This is a genomic window from Leucobacter aridicollis (assembly GCF_013409595.1).
GTDB lineage: Bacteria > Actinomycetota > Actinomycetes > Actinomycetales > Microbacteriaceae > Leucobacter > Leucobacter aridicollis.
Genome location: NZ_JACCBD010000001.1, coordinates 2,806,335 through 2,823,223, shown reverse-complemented (window position 1 = coordinate 2,823,223; position 16,889 = coordinate 2,806,335). Strand labels below are relative to the sequence as shown.

Here is a 16,889-nt window from a genome sequence, read left to right as displayed (position 1 = left end):
CCAAGCGACGGCGCCGGGGCCCAGCGCAGGGCGCCGGTGGCTACGCCGCGAGTGGAAGCGCCCCGCGCGCGGACAGCGCAGATCCGAGCAGGATCATGCGCATGCACCGCTCGGCGGCGTCTCGCAGCAGCGCGTCGCCGTGCTCGACGGCCTGCGCGAGCTCCATCGGCACGGTGAGGATCGAGGCGATCGCGTCGATTCCGATGTCGTGCACGTCCGGTGCGCCAGAGCCGAGCGACCCTGCGATGCCGAGCACGGGCACACCGGCGGCCCGCGCCCGCGCGGCGATCTCCGCGGGAACCTTGCCGCGCGGGGTTTGGAAGTCGATCGCGCCCTCGGCGGTGACGACGAGATCCGCGGCGTCAATGAGCGCGTCCAGATCGCACGGGGCAACGGCGGGGTCGAGCAGCACATCGAAGCGAGGCGCGAGCCGCGCGCCGAGTACAGCCGCGAGTCCGGCACCGAGGCCTCCAGACGCGCCTGTTCCCGGTCCGGTGCGCAGGTCGAGGCCGGTGACGGGCTGCGTGCGGGCGAGCAGCTCGGCCCAGTGCTCGAGCGCGGATGACAGCTGCTCGACCTGTTCGGGAGTCGCGCCCTTCTGCGGGCCGAACACGCGCGCCACGCCGCGCGGGCCGCAGAGCACGTTGTGGACGTTGCACGCGAGGACGATTTCGACGTCACGAGCACGGGGGTGGAGCCCGGCGAGGTCGATGCTCGCTGCGCGGCCAAGGTGCGTCCCACCGTCGGGGAGCTCGTCCCCGTGCGAATCCAGGATCCTCACCCCGAGTGCGGTGAGCGCGCCGGCGCCACCGTCGCTCGTGCCGGAGTCGCCGCAGCCGACGATGACGCGGGTGGCCCCGTCGTCGAGCGCGGCCGCGATGAGCTCGCCGACCCCGCGGGTCGTGGTCGCGCCCGGGTCGCGCATGCCGTGCGGGACGAGCCGGAGGCCGGCTGCGGCGGCCATCTCGATGACCGCGGTACCTGCCGCGGCGCCGCCAAGCCTGGCCCAGTGCGCCAGCACGGGGTCGCCGACCGGGCCGGTGACGGTTTCGGGCACGAGGTCGCCGCCAGTCGTCGCGGCGAGGAGCTCTGCAGTGCCCTCGCCGCCGTCGGGGACTGGGTACTCGTCGACCTGGACGCCGGGGATCACTCGGCGGATGCCCGCGGCGATCGCGGCGGCCACGGCGTCGGCGCCGAGGCTCTCCTTGAAACCGCTCGGGGCGACGAGGACGCGTTGCGGGATGTGCATGGACATGATGGGACCTCCGTGAAGGGTCGACGAGACACCGGGAGGGTCCCGGTGCGGTGAAAACGAGGGCTAGGTGAAGAAAGGGAGGCCGAGGACCGGCCACACCCAGAGGGAGAAGGCGACGATGAGGGTGAAGAGCAGCGGTGCGAGCCAGGCGGAGAGCCGCAGCAGGTCCGCCGGGTCGATCCCGCCGCCCGCATCGTCGGCGGCGAACATCGCGACGGGCTTCGCCGAGCTTGGCAGCGTGTGGCAGAACCCCGCAGCCGCTGTCGACGCGAACGCTGCCGCCGCCGGGTCCACGCCGAGCCCGGGGGCAAGCGCGACGACCACGGGGATGACCGCGGCCGAGCGCGCAGACCGAGACTGGATGACGAGGTGCGCGGCGAGCGACAGCGCGACGACAAGCAGGAGGAAGGCAAAGCCGGCGCCTGCCCCCAACCCGTGTACGGGGCCGAGCAGGGTCGCTCCGAGCCAGTCGGCCGCGCCAGTCGTCGCGAGCGCAGTGCCGAGGGCGAGCGTTGCCGCGAGGAACAGCATGAGGTGCCACGGAACCTGCTTCACCGCGGCGCCCAGCGAGAGACACCCGACCGCCGGGAGTGTCATCGCGATCGCGCCGAGCAGGGCGACGACCGCCGGGGAGGCCCCGTGGAGCGGCTCGGTGCACCAGAGCGCAACGACGCTAGCGAGGATCGCGAGCGCGCGGCGCTCCGCGCCGGTGAGCGGCCCGACGAGGGGCGTCGCCGTGTCGCGCGCGAGGTCGTCGATGCTCACGGCGACACGGCCACGTCGTTCTGCCCGAGTGGTGAAGCGCACCAGCACGAGCTCGCAGGTGAGGTGCGACGAGACGACAGCGAGCGGAAGGCCGAGGACCAGCCAGCGAAGAAACCCGATCCCCTCGCCGGTCGTCTGCTCGAGGATCTGGCTCGTGACGAGGTGCGCCCCCGCCCCGAGCAGCGACCCGACCGCGGAGAGCAGGATCACGGTGGGGAAGAGAAGCCCGAGGGCCCGGACGAGCGCCGGCCTCCCGGGGAGCGCAGTCGCGAGCGCCCGGTACACCGGCAGCGCAAGCGCGGCCCGGCCGCTCGTCGCGGGAATCGCGAAAGCCGAGAGCGTGAGCGCCGCCGTGCTCGCGTGGGCGAGGGCGCGTGGCGTGCGTGCGCGGGTCACCAGCGCAGCCGCACCGCGCAGCGCCAGGCCGCTCGCCCCCACGCCAGCGGCGAGGACGCAGGCGAGAATGAGGAGCCAGATCGTCTCGTCGCCGAGCGCGGCGAAGAACCGCTCGGCGGGCAGCACGCCTGACACGATGAGGGCCGTCGCCGCGAGGAACGCGACGAGCGTGTCGTCGAGCGAGGTGAAGATCCACCCCCAGATCGCGGCGAGGAAGACCGCCAGCGTCACGGCCGCCTGCAGTTCGAGATCTCCGGCACTGCCGGTGCGCGAGAGCTCGCGCACCGCCGCCGGGGCGACGAGCCAGGTGGCGATCGCGACGACAAGGATCGCCGCGAACACGCGCCTGGCCTGGCCTCGCCACTGGATCCTCGTCCCGGGCGCCGCATCGCGGGACGCTCTCGGGGGCAGCTCCGGAGGTCGCGGCGGGACGCCGCGACCGGGCGGCGGGGTCGTTGCGAAGCGCACGGTACTCATCGCAGCCTGTATCCGGATCCGCGAACGGTCTCGATGCGGTCCGCTCCGATCTTGCCGCGGAGCGCGCGCACGTAGACGTCGACCACATTCGACGCCGGGTCGAAGTCCATCCCCCACACGTGTCCGATGAGCTGGTCGCGCGAGAGCACCTGGCCAGGGTGCTGCATGAGCACCTCGAGGAGGTCGAACTCCCTGGCGGTGAGGTCGACGGCGTCCTCGCCGACGGTGACGCGCCGGGCGCGCACATCAAGCTGCAGGTCGGCGTGGCTCATGAGCTGGCCGGACTGGCGCTGCTCGCCGTCGCCGATCCGGATCCGCACGCGAGCGAGCAGCTCGGCGAACTGAAACGGCTTCGTCACGTAGTCGTTGGCGCCACCCTCGAGGCCGCGCACGGTGTCGATGACGGAGTCGCGAGCGGTGAGCACGATGACCGGCACCGTCACTCCCTCGCCGCGGAGCTGACTGAGCACGGTGAACCCGTCGATGCCGGGCAGGCCGATGTCGAGGAGTACGAGATCGAAGGATCCCGAGCGGGCGAGGATCAGCGCGGTATCGCCGTCAGCTGCAGCGGTCGTGTCGTAGCCGGCGGCGCGCAGGCCGCGCGCGACGAACGAGGTGATGTGGGGATCGTCTTCGGCGATCAGGATGTGCCGCATGTCACGACTCCTTCGTCTCTGCGTACTGTGGGGCGGGCAGGTCGAGCCCGAACGTCGCGCCCTCGCCGAGGGTGCTCTCGAGCCACGCCGAGCCGCCGTGACCGTCAGTGATCGCTCGGACGATGGCGAGCCCGAGGCCCGAACCGTGCCGGGGGGAGGAGCCCGCCGTGTCGCTGCGAACCGCGACGTGGCCGCCGTGGACGAACCTGTCGAAGATGCGCGTCGCCGCCTCGTCAGAGACTCCGGGCCCCTCGTCGGCGACCCAGACGCGCAGCCGCCGCTCGGCGCCGTCGCCCTCGAACCGCGAGCCGATCCTGATCCTGTCGCCCGCATCGGTCACCTGTACCGCGTTGGCGGCAAGCTGCAGCACGGCCTGCGTGACGCGTTGCGCGTCGATGATGGCGTCGCCCTCGGCCACCTCCATGAGCTGCCACCTGCGCTCGCCAAGCGCCTGCGCCTTCGCCTCGATGTCGAGCGTCAACGCCGCGACGTCGCACGGTGCGAAGCGCACGAAGTCGTGCTGCTGCGCGCGAGCGAGCACGAGGAGATCCGACACGATCCGGCTCATCCGGGCGAGCTCGTCGGTGACGAGCCTGAGCGTGGCGCGGCGTTCGTCTGGATCTTCGCTCAGGAGCTCGAGGTGACCGCGCACCACGGTGATCGGTGTGCGCAGCTCGTGGCCGGCGTCGTCGACGAACTGCTGCTGCGCGCGGTGCGCCTCCTCCAAGCGGTCGAGCATCTCGTTAAACGTCGCCGCGACCTGTGCGATGTCGTCGTTGCCATCGACAGGCACCCTTGCGGTGAGATCGTGCTCGGTGATATCCCTGGCGACTCGGTACACCTCGCGTACGGGGGCGAGAATCTGACCGGCGACGAGCCAGGCCACACCCGAGCAGAGCAGCAGGCCCGCCGCCGCGACCCAGGCGAGCGTGCCGACTGCGCGATCGACGGCGGCGCGGTCGGCGGCGGTGAACTGGGCGACGAGCAGCGATCCCGACTGCTCGCCGACGACGAAGTCGACACGCCCCCACCGGACGGGCTCGCCGTCGGCGGTCGTCAGCGCCCCCGAGTTCTTCGCCGGCGCGGTGAGTGTTTCGAGCAGCTGCGGCGCCGGTGAGCGATCAGGCGCCCAGCCGTCGACCCCTGAGAGAGAGCCGACGGGAGCTCTGTCGGCGAGCCCAATGATGAGCTCGCTGTCGCTCACAGACTGCCGCGAGAGGTAGACCTCGAGGAGCCGCGCGGGTGTCGCGAACGGCTTCGTCGTCTCAGGGTCGACGCCCTCTGCGACGAACCTCGTGAATTCCTCGGCCTCCTGCGTGATCTGCGCGTTCGCCTCGACCTCGACGCTCGCGAGGGTGAGGCTGCGCCCGATGAGGGCGATCGCGCACAGCGTGAAGAGCGTGCTCAGCACGATCCACACCGTGATTCGCCATCGCGCAGGCAGCGCGCGGGTCTGGAGCGGCCGGGGCGCTGCGGAGCGGCGCCGGTCCGGGCGGCCTCCCGCCGGGGGCATGTCCGTCGAGGCCTGGGGGCCGAGTTCTGGCGCCCCGGCAGCACCTGCGGCGGGCGGAGCCGTCGGCAGCGGGGTGGTGGGGAGGATCGCGGTCGGCGCGCTGTGATCAGTCATCGTCGCCCCAGTCGTCCGCGTCGTCGTCCCAGTCGTCGTCGAGCGGTGCAGGGGCCGGGGCGGGTGCCGGTGCCGGTGCCGGGGCGGGCGCGGGTGCGGGTGCCGGGGCCGGTGCCGGTGCCGGTGCCGGTGCTGGTGTGGGGGCCGGCGCCGGAGCCGGCTTGGGGGCGGGGGTGGGCTCTGCCGGCGGCGCGGGCGCCACGATGGGTCCCCGCGGAACCTCGGGGGCGCCCGGGGCTTGAATGAGCGCCAGACTCCCGACAGCGATCGCCGCAGGAACGACGATGAGCGCGCCCGGGAGCAGGAAGCGGCGTGCGAATGTCATGCTCTCATCGTGGCGGAACAATGTGAAGCGCAGATGAGGTCACGATGAGAAAGTCTTCATCTTTCCGGGCCCTGCGTTTCGGGCTGGCGGGCCCGTGAGCCCGGCACGCGGTTTAGTGACCCGCGAGCGGGGCGATGACGAGCTCGGCGATCGTGAAGATGCCGAGGCCCGCGAGTGAACCGATGACGGTGCCGTTGATGCGAATGAACTGCAGATCCTTGCCGACCTGCAGCTCGATCTTCTCGGCGGCTTCCTTCGCATCCCACCGCTGCACGGTATCGGCGACGACCTGCGCGAGGTCGTGGCGGTAAGTGCGCACGAGGTACTCGACAACGTTCATCACCCACACGTCGATCTTGTACTGCAGCGTCGCGTCGTCCTCAAGCTTGCGCCCGAAGTCGCAGATCGCGGCGGTGATGCGGCTGCGCAGCTCGCTGTCGGGATCCTCGAGCATGTCGACGATGGCGGCGCGTGCCGTGCGCCACGTGCTCGCGGCGAGGTCGCGGATCCGCGGGCTGTCGAACACCTCTCGCTTGAACGACTCGAGTTGTGCCTGGAGCGACTCCTGCTCCTGCAGGTCGCGCGAGAGATCGTGCAAGAACTTTGTGATTGCCGCGCGGGCGGGGTGGTTCCCGTCGGCCGCGACGTTCTGCAGAAACTTCACGGCCTCGGCGTGCAGCCGCTGGTCGACGAACTTGTCGACGATGCTCGGCACCCACTGGGGGAGCCTTGAAGAGATGACCTTGTCGAACGCCTGCGGGTGCTGCACGAGCCACAGCTCGAGCCGGTTCGCGGCGAGGTCCACGAGCGATTCGTGGTGGCCGCCGGTGACGAACGACTCGGTCGCGCGGCCGAGCAGCGGGCCCCACTCGGGATCGACGATGTGGCGCCGCACGAGCGACTCGACCAGATCCTGAACGTCGCGGTCGTCGAGCACGGTGAGCGCGCCGAGTCCGACACTCGCCGCCATGTCGCTCACCCGCCTCGCGTTCCCAGTCTCGCGCAGCCAGGCACCGGCCATCCGCGCGCCGCTGATCTGGGAGAGCTTGTCGTGCACAACCTCGTCCGCGAGGAAGTTCTCCTCGATGAAGGAACCGAGTCCCTCGCCGATCTCGTCCTTCTTATTCGCGATGAGGTTCGTGTGCGGGATCGGCACGCCGAGCGGGTGCCTGAACAGTGCCGTCACCGCGAACCAGTCGGCGAGCGCGCCGACCATGCCGCCCTCGCTCGCGGCCCTGACGTACGCGAGCCAGGGGATCCGCTCCTGGAGCGCGAAGGCGAAGACGAAGACGACGGCCATGAAGATCAGCAGGCCGACCGCGATGCCCTGCATCCGTCTGAGCGCGTGCAAACGGTCGAAGTCGGCTGGGGTGACGGCTCCGAGCGTACGTCGGTTCAACAGTGGCACCCCTCCATTATGCGACCTCTTCACCCCCCGCGACGCTATCAGTGGGCCATGGGATAATTTCACTCATGCAGTTTCTTACAGTGCTCAGCCTCAAAAACCGGGCACTCATTGCGCTCGTGACCATCGTGGCCGCAGTCTTCGGCTTCCTCGGGATGTCCTCCCTCAAGCAGGAGCTCATGCCGTCAGTCGAGTTCCCGGCGATCGCCGTGATCACGACCTACCCGGGGGCCTCTCCTGACGTCGTGAACAACGACGTCTCGGGGCCGGTCGAGACCGCGCTGCGCGGCGTTCCGAAACTCGAGAGCACGACCGCGACGTCGAGCACAGGCATGTCCGTCGTGCTCGCCCAGTTCACCTACGGCGTCGACGTCGCTGCGACCGAACAAAAGGTCGAACGCGCCGTCAGCCGGATCTCGCAGACGCTGCCGGAGACCGCGGACACCCAGGTCGTTGCCGGCAGCGTCGACGACCTCCCGGTGATCCAGATCGCCGTCACGCCCCCGAACGGCGAGGACCCCGAGGAGACCGCGAAGCTCATCGAGCGCGTCGTCGTCCCCGAGATCGGCGACCTCGACGGGGTGCGCGAGGCACAGCTCTCGGGCGCACGCGGCGACCGCGTGACCATCGTGCCGAACGCCGACAAGCTCGCCTCAGCTGGCATGAGCCAGCAGCGCATCACCGACGCCCTGCAGCAGAGCGGCGTGCTCATCGCCGGCGGCACGGTCGACGACACAACGAACACGCTCGCCGTGCAGCTCGGTTCCGAACTCAACTCGGCGGAAGATATCGCATCGATCCCGGTGCCGCGCAGCACCGAGGACTTCATGGCCTACCAGCAGGCCCTTCAAGCGCAGCAACAGCTCGCTGAGCAGACCGCACAGGCGCAAGCTCAGCCAGGCGCACAGCTCCCGCAGACCGCGGCCCCCGACGCTGACCAAGCCGTGACCGCGCCGAAGCTGCCCGACGTCGTCACCATCGGAGACGTCGCCGACGTCTCGCTTGAGGCGAACCCCGTCACGAGCATCTCGCGAATCAACGGGGAGCCCGCGCTCACCATCGCCGTGACCAAGATGTCACAGGCGAACACCGTCGAGGTCTCGCACGTTGTGCAGGAGAAGCTCGACGAACTCTCGACGCAGCTCGGCGACGTGAAGCTCAATGTGATCTTCGACCAGGCGCCCTACGTGGAACAGTCCATCGAGTCGCTCACCACGGAGGGCCTGCTCGGGCTCGTGTTTGCCGTGCTCGTGATCCTCGTCTTCCTCATGTCCGTGCGCGCGACGCTCGTGACCGCGATCTCCATCCCCACGTCGGTGCTGCTCGCATTCGTCGGATTGAACTTCGCGGACTACACGCTAAACATGCTGACGCTCGGCGCGCTCACGATCTCGATCGGCCGAGTCGTCGACGACTCGATCGTCGTCATTGAGAACATCAAACGCCACCTCGTCGAAGGCGAGGACCGGGCGACAGCGATCCTTCGCGCCGTCCGCGAGGTTGCCGGAGCGATTACGGCCGCGACAATCACGACGGTCGCGGTGTTCCTGCCGATGGCGTTTGTCAGCGGCATGGTCGGCGAACTGTTCCGGCCGTTCGCGTTCACGGTGACGATCGCGCTCGCCGCATCGCTGCTGGTCTCGCTGACGATCGTGCCGGTGCTCGCGTACTGGTTCCTGAAGCCCGAGTCACGGCCCGCCGCGGTTGACGGCGCAGCCGTCGAGAATGCGTCGGAGCACGATCACCGAGGCAACTGGCTGGCCCGCGGCTACCGGCCGATCATTGAGTGGACGCTTGGAAAGCCGGGCATCACCCTGATCCTGTCCGTGCTCGTGCTCGCGGGCACCGTGCTCGCGACCCCGCTCATGAAGACGACGTTCATGAGCGAGGACGAACAGAACTCCGTCGGGCTCACCCAGACCCTCGCGCCCGGCGCGAGCCTCGACGAGCAGCTCGCGCAGGCCGAACGGGTCGAAGACGCGCTCTCGGGGCTCGACGAGGTCGAGACCGTCCAGGTCACCATCGGCTCCGCTGGCGGCATGATGGCGATGTTCGGCGGCGGTAGCGACGGCGCGATCAACTACTCGCTCACGCTCGATCCGGACGCCGACCAGGCGCAGGCCAAGGACGACATTCGCGCCGCGGTCGACAAGATCTCCGACGCCGGAGAGTTCTCCATCGGACAGTCGGGCGGCGGCATGTCGATGTCGAGCGCGATCCAGGTGAACGTGACCGCGCCAGACCAGGAAACCCTTGCCGAGGCGAGCGACGACATCGTCGCCGCGCTGAAGAAGCAGGACGGGCTGCAGCAGGTCGAGAGCGACCTGGCGATGTCGCGGCCCTACGTGCGCGTCGCCGTGGATCGCGAGAAGGCCGCCGAGGCCGGGCTCAGCGAGGCCGCGGTGGGCGGCATGGCAGCGAAGAGCATGCAGCCGAGCCAGGTCGGGCGCATAACGATCGACGACTCGACGGTAAACGTCTACCTCGACCTCGGCACGGCCCCGACCGACGTCGACGGCGTGAAGGCGCTCAAGCTGCAGACCGGCGCCGGCGAGAAGCGACTCGACGAGCTTGCGACCGTCGAAATCGCGGACGGCCCGGTGACGGTGCGCACCGAGAACAACGTGCGAATGGTCACGGTATCGGCGCTGCCGGTGGGCGACGACCTCGGTGCGGCTGGCACGCAGGTCACCGCAGCGCTCGACAGCGTCGACCTGCCAGCCGGTGCGTCCGCCAGTATCGGCGGCGTCATGTCGCAGCAGGAAGAAGCGTTCCAGCAGCTGGGGATTGCGCTGCTCGCGGCGATCCTCATCGTCTACGTCGTGATGGTCGCGACGTTCCGCAGCCTGCTGCAGCCGCTGCTACTGCTCGTCTCCGTGCCGTTCGCTGCAACGGGCGCGATGCTGCTACTCATCGCGACTGGCATTCCGCTCGGCGTCGCATCGCTCATCGGCGTGCTTATGCTCGTTGGCATCGTAGTGACGAACGCGATCGTGCTCATCGACCTTGTGAACCAGTACCGAGAACGTGGCGACAGCCTGCGCGACGCGGTGCTGCACGGCTCGCTGCAGCGTCTCAGGCCGATCGTCATGACCGCGCTCGCGACCATCCTCGCGCTCACCCCGATGGCGCTCGGAATCACTGGTAAGGGCGGGTTCATCTCGCAGCCGCTCGCCGTCGTCGTGATCGGTGGTCTGCTGTCGTCGACCGTGCTGACCCTCGTCGTGTTGCCGACGCTCTACTACCTCGTCGAGCGCAAACGCGAAGAGTCGCGTGACCGCCGGACCGCCAAGCGTGCCGCCAAGGCGGCTGGCGCCGGGGCTGCCCTTGCTGGTGCTGGTGCTGGTGCTCACGGGGGCGCCGTCGACGCCGAGCCGGCTGACGCTCCTGGTGCGGCCGCGGTGCCGGAGCACGCCGCGCCCGAGGCTGAGGCTGAGGCTGAGGCCGAGCCCGCGCCGGAAGCCGTTGCCCCCGGCGAGACCACCTTGCCAGGGGCCGGGCCTGAGCCTGAGGCCGCGCCCGAGCCCGCGCCCGCGCCTGAGCCTGAGCCCGCGCCCGACACCACATTTGACGGCGGGCCCTCTGCCGACACCGAAGAACGGAACAGCTAACTCATGGCGCAGAAGAAGCGGCGCGGGTTCAAAGCCCCGGCGAACTATGACCCGAACCGCACCCGGGCCCCGAAGCGCAAGTACGGCGGGGCCGCCACCGGGCAGGGCGGCTCTGAGGGCGCTGGTGGCTCCGGCCGGGCTCGCCGTGGGCAGCAAGATCTGGGATCTGCAGAAGATATGTCGAACTCCAGGGGTTCTGGCATTGGTGGTGCAGATCGCAGGCCTAGTGCCGGTGGCAGGGGCGGCCAGGCCGGCCGGGGCGGCCAGCGCGGCCGAGGCGACCTAGGCAGCGGCGGCGGCCAGGGCAGCGAGCGGAGCCAGCGGCCGGGCGGGGCTGAGCGGGGCGCGAGGCGCCTGCGGCCAGCGGGGGAGACCCTGCAGAACTTTACGCCGAAGGTGTGGACGACTGCGGACGCCTCCGGGCGGAGCTTCGGCGACCTCGGCCTCGGGCAGAACCTCGTGCGGACGCTCGGGGAGCTCGGCGCCGACTCGCCGTTCCCGATCCAGGTCGCGACGATTCCCGACACGATTGCGGGTCGCGATGTGCTCGGCCGGGCAGAGACGGGCTCGGGCAAGACGATCGCGTTTGGCGCGGCGCTTGTCGAGCGGCTGCTTGTGCTCAAGGCCGAGGGGAAGTTCGGTGAGCCCGCGCCGAAGAAGGCCAAGCAGGCGAAGCGCGGCGAGCGCGTCTCGCGTGGTTCGGCGGGCGCGACCCGGAAACCGAAGGCGCTGATCCTCGCCCCCACCCGCGAGCTCGCGCTGCAGATCGACCGCACGGTGCAGCCGCTCGCGCGCTCGGTCGGGTTTTACACCGCGCAGCTTGTGGGCGGCGTCCCTAGCGAGTCTCAGGTGCACGCCCTTGAGCGCGGTGTCGACATCGTTATCGGCACCCCGGGACGCATCCGCGACCTCGTCGAGCGGCGCAAGCTCGATCTGCGCGAGGTGCAGGTCTCAATCGTCGACGAAGCCGATCACTTGTGCGAACTCGGGTTCCTCGAGGAGACGCAGTGGACGCTCCGGCAGACGGAGCGGGGCGGCCAACGCTTGCTCTTCTCGGCGACGCTGGACCGCGACGTCGAGGAGCTCGTCGGGGAGTTCCTCGTTGACCCCGCGGCGCACGAGATCGAGCGAACCGTATCGACGGTGCCGCACCGCGTATACATGGTGATGCGCGAGGACAAGGACGCGGCGGTGCTCGAGTTCGCGAAGATTCCCGGACGCGTCATGCTGTTCTCGCGCACCCGCGCGGCGGCCGAGCGCATTACGGAAGAGCTGCTCGACGCGGGGGTGTCCGCGACGTCGCTGCACGGTAACCTCAGCCAGGCGCGACGCGAGATCAACCTCAAGCAGTTCGCGACGGGCAAGGCGCGCGTGCTCGTTGCGACCGACGTGGCGGCGCGAGGCATCCACATCGACGATGTCGACGCCGTCGTGCAGCTCGATCCGCCGCAGGAGGCGAAGACTTTCGTGCACCGCTCGGGCCGCACCGGCCGGGCCGGCCGAGGCGGCCAGGTCGTCACGCTCATCCCTCGCACGTGGCAGAAGCGCACGCGGGAGATGCTCGACGAGGCCGGCATCGAGCCGCTCGTGTTCGAGGCGTACGAGCCGAAACGGCGCCCGAAATCGAGCGGACGCAAGTAGAGATACCTCACAGGGAACGCATCCTCACTTTGTAGGCTTGGTACAAGTCTCGCGTTCGAGTGATCGAGCAGCCTTGTCGACTGCCCCGCGAACGGTTGAGGGTTTCTCGACGTCGACATAACCTGTCTCCATAATCAGGGCAGACGGGCCCTCGGGCGACCCCAGCGGCCGTTCGAACCCGGCTGGCTCTGCCGTCAGGTCGAATTGGAGATATCGATGGCCGACAACGCCCCTCGCATCAACGTCCAGCAGGTGAGCGACGCGCTCCTCGGCAAGTGGAAGACCGAGCGCCTCGAAGCCAGGGAGCTCGTGCGCTCGAGGCCGAGCCTGCACACGATCCCCGGGCAGCCGATGGACGAGCACCGTATCCGGGTGCTCAGCCAGCTGCACGAGCTCGTTGAGGCGGGCGCGATCCAGCGCGCGTACCCGAAGTACCTCGGTGGCGGCGACAACCACGGTGGCAACGTCGCGGCGTTTCAGGAGCTCGTGCTCGCAGACCCCTCGATGCAGATCAAGGGCGGCGTGCAGTGGGGGCTGTTTGGCTCCGCGATCCTGCACCTTGGCAACAAGGCGCACCACGAGAAGTGGCTGCCTGACGTGATGAGCCTGAAGCTCCCCGGCGCGTTCGCGATGACCGAGATCGGGCACGGTTCCGACGTCGCGTCGATCGGCACGACCGCGACCTACGATCCCGACACCGAGGAGTTTGAGATCCACACCCCGTTCAAGGGTGCGTGGAAGGAGTTCCTCGGCAACGCCGCGCTGCACGGCCAGGCCGCGGTGGTCTTCGCCCAGCTCATCACGCGCGGGGTGAACCACGGCGTGCACGCGTTCTTCGTGCCGATCCGCACCCCCGAGGGCAAGCTGCTGCCTGGCGTCGGCAGCGAGGACGACGGCGTCAAGGGCGGCCTGAACGGAATCGACAACGGCCGGCTGCACTTCACGAACGTCAGGATCCCGCGCGAGAACCTCCTCAACCGCTACGGCGACGTCGCGGCTGACGGCACCTATTCGTCGCACATCGAGAGCCCCGGCCGCCGCTTCTTCACGATGATCGGCACGCTCGTGCAGGGCCGCGTCTCGCTCGACGGCTCGGCCGTGCGCGCGATGCAGGCGGCGCTCACCATCGCGATCCGGTACGGCACGCAGCGCCGCCAGTTCCCGGGCGCATCGGGCCGTGAGACCGTGCTCATGGACTACGGCCAGCACCAGCGGCGCCTGCTGCCCCGGCTCGCGGAGACCTACGCAATGGCGTTCGCGCACGAGCGGCTGCTCACGGTGTTTGACGAGGTGTTCTCGGGCGTGAAGGACACCGACGAGAACCGCGAGGATCTCGAGACCCTCGCCGCCGGCCTGAAGTCGCTCTCGACGTGGGCGGCGCTCGACACCCTGCAGGAGGCGCGCGAGGCCTGCGGTGGCGCGGGCTTCATCGCGAAGAACCGCCTGACGGGCCTGCGCGCCGATCTCGACATCTATGTCACGTTCGAGGGCGACAACACGGTGCTGCTCCAGCTTGTCGGCAAGCGCCTGCTCACCGACTACGCCGCGCAGTTCAAAGACGGCGACAAGGCTGCCCTCGCACGCGCGGCGGCGAGCCAGATCGGCGACCGGGTGAGCCGCTTCGGGCTCCGTCAGCTTGGCCAGAGCATCGCCGACTTCGGGCAGACCGCACGCTCGGTCGAGAGCTTCCGCAGTCCGGAGGCGCAGCGCGAGCTGCTCACCGACCGCGTCGAGACCATGGTCGCCGAGGTCGCGGGCGCGCTGCGCGACGCAACGAAGGATGTGCCGAAGGCCGAGCGTGCCGCGCGCAGCGAGGACGCGTTCAACGCCCAGCAGCACAAGCTCATTGAAGCGGCGCGCGCCCACGCCGAGCTGCTGCAGTGGGAGGCGTTCACCGAGGAGCTCGAGAAGCTCACGGATCCGGGCACGAAGCAGGTGATGACGTGGCTGCGCGACCTGTTCGGCCTCACCGTGATCGAGCGCAACATGACCTGGTACCTCGTGCACGGCCGCATGTCGGGCAAGCGCGCCGAGTCGGTCACCGCGTACATCGACAGGCTGCTCGGCCGCGTCCGCGAGCACGCGCTCGACCTCGTCGACGCGTTCGGGCTCGACGACGCCCTGCTGCGCGCGGAGATCGCGACGGGCATCGAGGAGGAGCGCCAGCAGGAGGCGCAGAACTACGTCGATGAGCAGCGCGCCGCCGGCCTCTGGCCAGTGCACGAGAAGGAGCTTCGCGCACAGGCGAAGGCTGCGGCGAAGGCCGCAGAGAAGGCCGCCGCCACCGCGAGCTGAGACCCGCAGCGCGCAGCGCGCCCCGCAGCCGGTGAGGCTGCGGGGCGCGCTGGTGTGAGGGGGGCTACCTGATCTTTCGGCGGTAGATCAGGATCGCGGCGCCATACGCGACGGCGAGAATCCCGACGAGCCAGGCGAGGGCGACCCACAGCTCGCTCCCGACTGGGGCGCCTGCGAACAGGTTGCGGATCGAGTCCACGATCGCCGTGACTGGCTGGTGCTCGGCGAACCAGGCGACGGGGCCGGGCATGCTCGCCGTCGGGACGAACGCCGAGCTGATGAACGGCAGGAAGATCAGCGGGTAGCTGAACGCGCTCGCGCCGTCGACGGTCTTCGCCGAGAGTCCGGCGATGACGGCGACCCAGGTGAGGGCGAGCGTGAACAGGGCGAGGATCCCGATGACCGCGAGCCACGCGGCAGGCGACGCGCTCGTGCGGAAGCCGAGGAGCAGCGCGACGCCGATGACGAGCCCGATCGACACGAGGTTCGCCGCGAGCGACGTGAGCACGTGCGCCCAGAGCACGCTCGACCGGGCGATCGGCATCGACTGGAACCGCTCAAAGATGCCACCCTGCATGTCGAGGAACAGCCGGTAGGCGGTGTACGCGATCCCCGACGCGATCGTGATGAGCAGGATGCCGGGCAGCATGTAGTTAATGTACGAGTCGCTGGAGCCCGTATTGATCGCGCCGCCGAGTACGAACACGAAGAGCAGCATCAGCGCCACCGGGGTGACCGCCGTCGTGATGATCGTGTCGGGGCTGCGCAGGATGTGCGTGAGGGAGCGCGCGGTGAGCGCGCCGGTGTCTGAGAGCGCGTGTGAGCTCATCGTTCGTCCTTCCCGGTGTCGGCTGGGCGTTCCCCCACCAGCGTGAGGAACACGTCCTCGAGCGAGGGCTGCTTCTCGACGTACTCGACCTGCGCGGCGGGGAGCAGCGCCTTGAGTTCGGCGAGGGTGCCGTTTTGGATGATCCTGCCCTCGTGCAGGATCGCGATCTGGTCGGCGAGCTGCTCGGCCTCGTCGAGGTATTGGGTGGTGAGCATCACCGTCGTGCCGCCGCGGGCGAGCTGCCGGATCGTCTGCCAGACCTCGATGCGGGACTGCGGGTCGAGGCCCGTCGTTGGTTCGTCGAGAAAGATCACCTGCGGGTTACCGATGAGGCTCATCGCGATGTCGAGCCTGCGGCGCATCCCGCCAGAGTAGGTTCCCGCCCTGCGGTCGCCAGCCTCGGTGAGCGAGAGCCTGTCGAGCATCGCGTCGGCGATCTCGGCGGGGTGGTCGAGGTGGCGCAGCCGCGCGACGAGCGCGAGGTTCTCGCGGCCGGTGAGGATCTCGTCGACCGCGGCGAACTGGCCGGTCAGGCTGATCGCCTGGCGCACCGCAGCCGGTGCCTCAGTGACGCTGTGGCCCGCGACCGTGGCGCTGCCCGCGTCGGCGGCGGTGAGCGTCGAGAGGATGCGAACGAGCGTGGTCTTTCCGGCGCCGTTCGAGCCGAGCAGTGCGAAGATGCTTCCCGGCCGCACTTCGAAGTCAACACCGCGAAGCACGGCGAGCTCACCGAACGCCTTCGTGATTCCCGCGACCTGGATGGCGGGTTCGGGCTGGTGCGGGCCGGTCATGACTCCTGCCCGCCCTGCTGTTTCGCCTCGGCGGCGGCGATCGCCTGCGTGAGGCGGTTCCGCTCGCGGTCGATCCACTGCTTGCCCGCGTAGGCCCTCGCGAACTCCTCGGCGAACTCGACCGGGTTGTCGCCGACGATCGCTCGGACGGGGGTGCCGTCCACCGCCGCGCGCTCCCAGAGATCGACGTGGTCGCCGATCATCGTGACGAGGGTGTCGCCGTCCTCCGCGGCGCCCGCGTAGGTGAGGTAGCGCTGAACGGCCTTCGCCGCCTCGCCGTATGGCGCGGGGAGGGCGTCGAGGCGAGCCATGTGCTCCCGGTACTGCTTCTTCTGCTCGAGTGAACCGGTGAGCATTTCAATCCACTTTGCGGCCATGATGTTCTCCTTGAATACGTGTGTGTCTGTTCGTGTGTGGTGTCTGGCTACGCGGTGGGGCGGAGCTGTTCGATGCGGCCGGCGAGGAAGCTCCACGTCTGCCAGAACTCTGCGAGCTGAGCGTGCCCGGCCTCGTTGATGGAGTAGACCTTGCGGGGCGGCCCCTTCTCAGACGGGACCTTCGCGACATCGACGAGCCCCCGCTGTTCGATGCGCACGAGGAGCGCGTACACCGTGCCCTCGGCAATGTCCTCGAATCCCTCGTCCCGCAGGCGAGTGGTGATCTCGTACCCGTACGCCGGGTCTGTGGCGAGAAACGCGAGGACGATCCCCTCGAGGGTGCCCTTGAGCATTTCGGTGAGTTGGTTTGCCAACCTCAACCTCCTCTACTTAGCGTGAGTGACTACCGCTATAAAGTAACACTAAGTACCGCTACCTA

13 protein-coding genes are annotated in these 16,889 nt (G+C 69.4%); 3 read left to right on the top strand and 10 right to left on the bottom strand.

Features of this window, described 5'->3' with window-relative positions; all coding sequences use genetic code 11:
* Window positions 1–40 precede the first annotated feature (40 nt).
* The 6 genes from BJ960_RS13115 to BJ960_RS13090 form a co-directional block, all read right to left on the bottom strand.
* A complete protein-coding gene (locus BJ960_RS13115) occupies window positions 41–1,255 on the bottom strand; it encodes a glycerate kinase family protein (RefSeq protein ID WP_185987614.1) in 1,215 nt (404 codons plus the stop codon).
* Window positions 1,256–1,318: 63 nt separating this feature from the next.
* Window positions 1,319–2,893 (bottom strand): SLC13 family permease, encoded by a 1,575-nt coding sequence (locus BJ960_RS13110; protein ID WP_185987613.1) that lies wholly within the window; start codon window positions 2,891–2,893, stop codon window positions 1,319–1,321.
* Window positions 2,890–3,549 carry a response regulator transcription factor gene (locus tag BJ960_RS13105; protein WP_185987612.1) on the bottom strand — a complete coding sequence of 220 codons (660 nt, stop codon included), beginning with the start codon at window positions 3,547–3,549 and terminating at the stop codon, window positions 2,890–2,892. Before BJ960_RS13105 ends, BJ960_RS13110 begins: the two co-directional genes overlap by 4 nt.
* A 1-nt stretch (window position 3,550) precedes the next feature.
* Window positions 3,551–5,176 (bottom strand): sensor histidine kinase, encoded by a 1,626-nt coding sequence (locus tag BJ960_RS13100; RefSeq protein WP_202229117.1) that lies wholly within the window; start codon window positions 5,174–5,176, stop codon window positions 3,551–3,553.
* A complete protein-coding gene (locus BJ960_RS13095) occupies window positions 5,169–5,501 on the bottom strand; it encodes a hypothetical protein (RefSeq protein ID WP_185987611.1) in 333 nt (110 codons plus the stop codon). Before BJ960_RS13095 ends, BJ960_RS13100 begins: the two co-directional genes overlap by 8 nt.
* 112 nt (window positions 5,502–5,613) lie before the next feature.
* Window positions 5,614–6,900 carry a DUF445 domain-containing protein gene (locus BJ960_RS13090; RefSeq protein WP_307814566.1) on the bottom strand — a complete coding sequence of 429 codons (1,287 nt, stop codon included), beginning with the start codon at window positions 6,898–6,900 and terminating at the stop codon, window positions 5,614–5,616.
* 74 nt (window positions 6,901–6,974) lie between these two features.
* On the opposite strand from BJ960_RS13090, the gene BJ960_RS13085 reads away from it, so the two are divergent.
* From BJ960_RS13085 to BJ960_RS13075, 3 genes are all read left to right on the top strand, one after another.
* Window positions 6,975–10,517, top strand: a complete 3,543-nt coding sequence (locus tag BJ960_RS13085; RefSeq protein WP_185987610.1) for an efflux RND transporter permease subunit — start codon at window positions 6,975–6,977, stop codon at window positions 10,515–10,517.
* A gap of 3 nt (window positions 10,518–10,520) precedes the next feature.
* Window positions 10,521–12,158: a DEAD/DEAH box helicase gene (locus tag BJ960_RS13080; RefSeq protein WP_185987609.1), complete on the top strand. Its 1,638-nt coding sequence runs from the start codon at window positions 10,521–10,523 to the stop codon at window positions 12,156–12,158.
* Between the two features lie 216 nt (window positions 12,159–12,374).
* Window positions 12,375–14,453 (top strand): acyl-CoA dehydrogenase family protein, encoded by a 2,079-nt coding sequence (locus tag BJ960_RS13075; RefSeq protein WP_185987608.1) that lies wholly within the window; start codon window positions 12,375–12,377, stop codon window positions 14,451–14,453.
* A gap of 64 nt (window positions 14,454–14,517) precedes the next feature.
* Here the strand turns inward: BJ960_RS13075 and BJ960_RS13070 are convergent, their stop codons facing one another.
* Genes BJ960_RS13070 through BJ960_RS13055 form a run of 4 tightly spaced genes read right to left on the bottom strand, consistent with a single transcriptional unit; the run spans window position 14,518 to window position 16,824 of the window.
* On the bottom strand, window positions 14,518–15,282 hold the full coding sequence (locus tag BJ960_RS13070; RefSeq protein WP_121078087.1) for an ABC transporter permease: 765 nt from the start codon (window positions 15,280–15,282) through the stop codon (window positions 14,518–14,520).
* Window positions 15,279–16,073 (bottom strand): ABC transporter ATP-binding protein, encoded by a 795-nt coding sequence (locus tag BJ960_RS13065; RefSeq protein WP_185987607.1) that lies wholly within the window; start codon window positions 16,071–16,073, stop codon window positions 15,279–15,281. Before BJ960_RS13065 ends, BJ960_RS13070 begins: the two co-directional genes overlap by 4 nt.
* Window positions 16,070–16,450: a DUF1048 domain-containing protein gene (locus BJ960_RS13060; protein ID WP_185987606.1), complete on the bottom strand. Its 381-nt coding sequence runs from the start codon at window positions 16,448–16,450 to the stop codon at window positions 16,070–16,072. The genes BJ960_RS13065 and BJ960_RS13060 overlap by 4 nt, the downstream gene beginning before the upstream one ends.
* Window positions 16,451–16,497: 47 nt before the next feature.
* Window positions 16,498–16,824, bottom strand: a complete 327-nt coding sequence (locus BJ960_RS13055; RefSeq protein WP_185987605.1) for a PadR family transcriptional regulator — start codon at window positions 16,822–16,824, stop codon at window positions 16,498–16,500.
* Window positions 16,825–16,889: the final 65 nt, after the last annotated feature.

Excerpts from the sequence above, each read along its gene's own strand:
- BJ960_RS13100 (WP_202229117.1), bottom strand. The coding sequence starts at position 5,176 with ATGACTGATCACAGCGCGCCGACCGCGATCCTCCCCACCACCCCGCTG.
- BJ960_RS13060 (WP_185987606.1), bottom strand. The coding sequence starts at position 16,450 with ATGGCCGCAAAGTGGATTGAAATGCTCACCGGTTCACTCGAGCAGAAG.
- BJ960_RS13085 (WP_185987610.1), top strand. The coding sequence starts at position 6,975 with ATGCAGTTTCTTACAGTGCTCAGCCTCAAAAACCGGGCACTCATTGCG.
- BJ960_RS13095 (WP_185987611.1), bottom strand. The coding sequence starts at position 5,501 with ATGACATTCGCACGCCGCTTCCTGCTCCCGGGCGCGCTCATCGTCGTT.
- BJ960_RS13080 (WP_185987609.1), top strand. The coding sequence starts at position 10,521 with ATGGCGCAGAAGAAGCGGCGCGGGTTCAAAGCCCCGGCGAACTATGAC.
- BJ960_RS13115 (WP_185987614.1), bottom strand. The coding sequence starts at position 1,255 with ATGTCCATGCACATCCCGCAACGCGTCCTCGTCGCCCCGAGCGGTTTC.
- BJ960_RS13075 (WP_185987608.1), top strand. The coding sequence starts at position 12,375 with ATGGCCGACAACGCCCCTCGCATCAACGTCCAGCAGGTGAGCGACGCG.
- BJ960_RS13070 (WP_121078087.1), bottom strand. The coding sequence starts at position 15,282 with ATGAGCTCACACGCGCTCTCAGACACCGGCGCGCTCACCGCGCGCTCC.
- BJ960_RS13110 (WP_185987613.1), bottom strand. The coding sequence starts at position 2,893 with ATGAGTACCGTGCGCTTCGCAACGACCCCGCCGCCCGGTCGCGGCGTC.
- BJ960_RS13065 (WP_185987607.1), bottom strand. The coding sequence starts at position 16,073 with ATGACCGGCCCGCACCAGCCCGAACCCGCCATCCAGGTCGCGGGAATC.
- BJ960_RS13105 (WP_185987612.1), bottom strand. The coding sequence starts at position 3,549 with ATGCGGCACATCCTGATCGCCGAAGACGATCCCCACATCACCTCGTTC.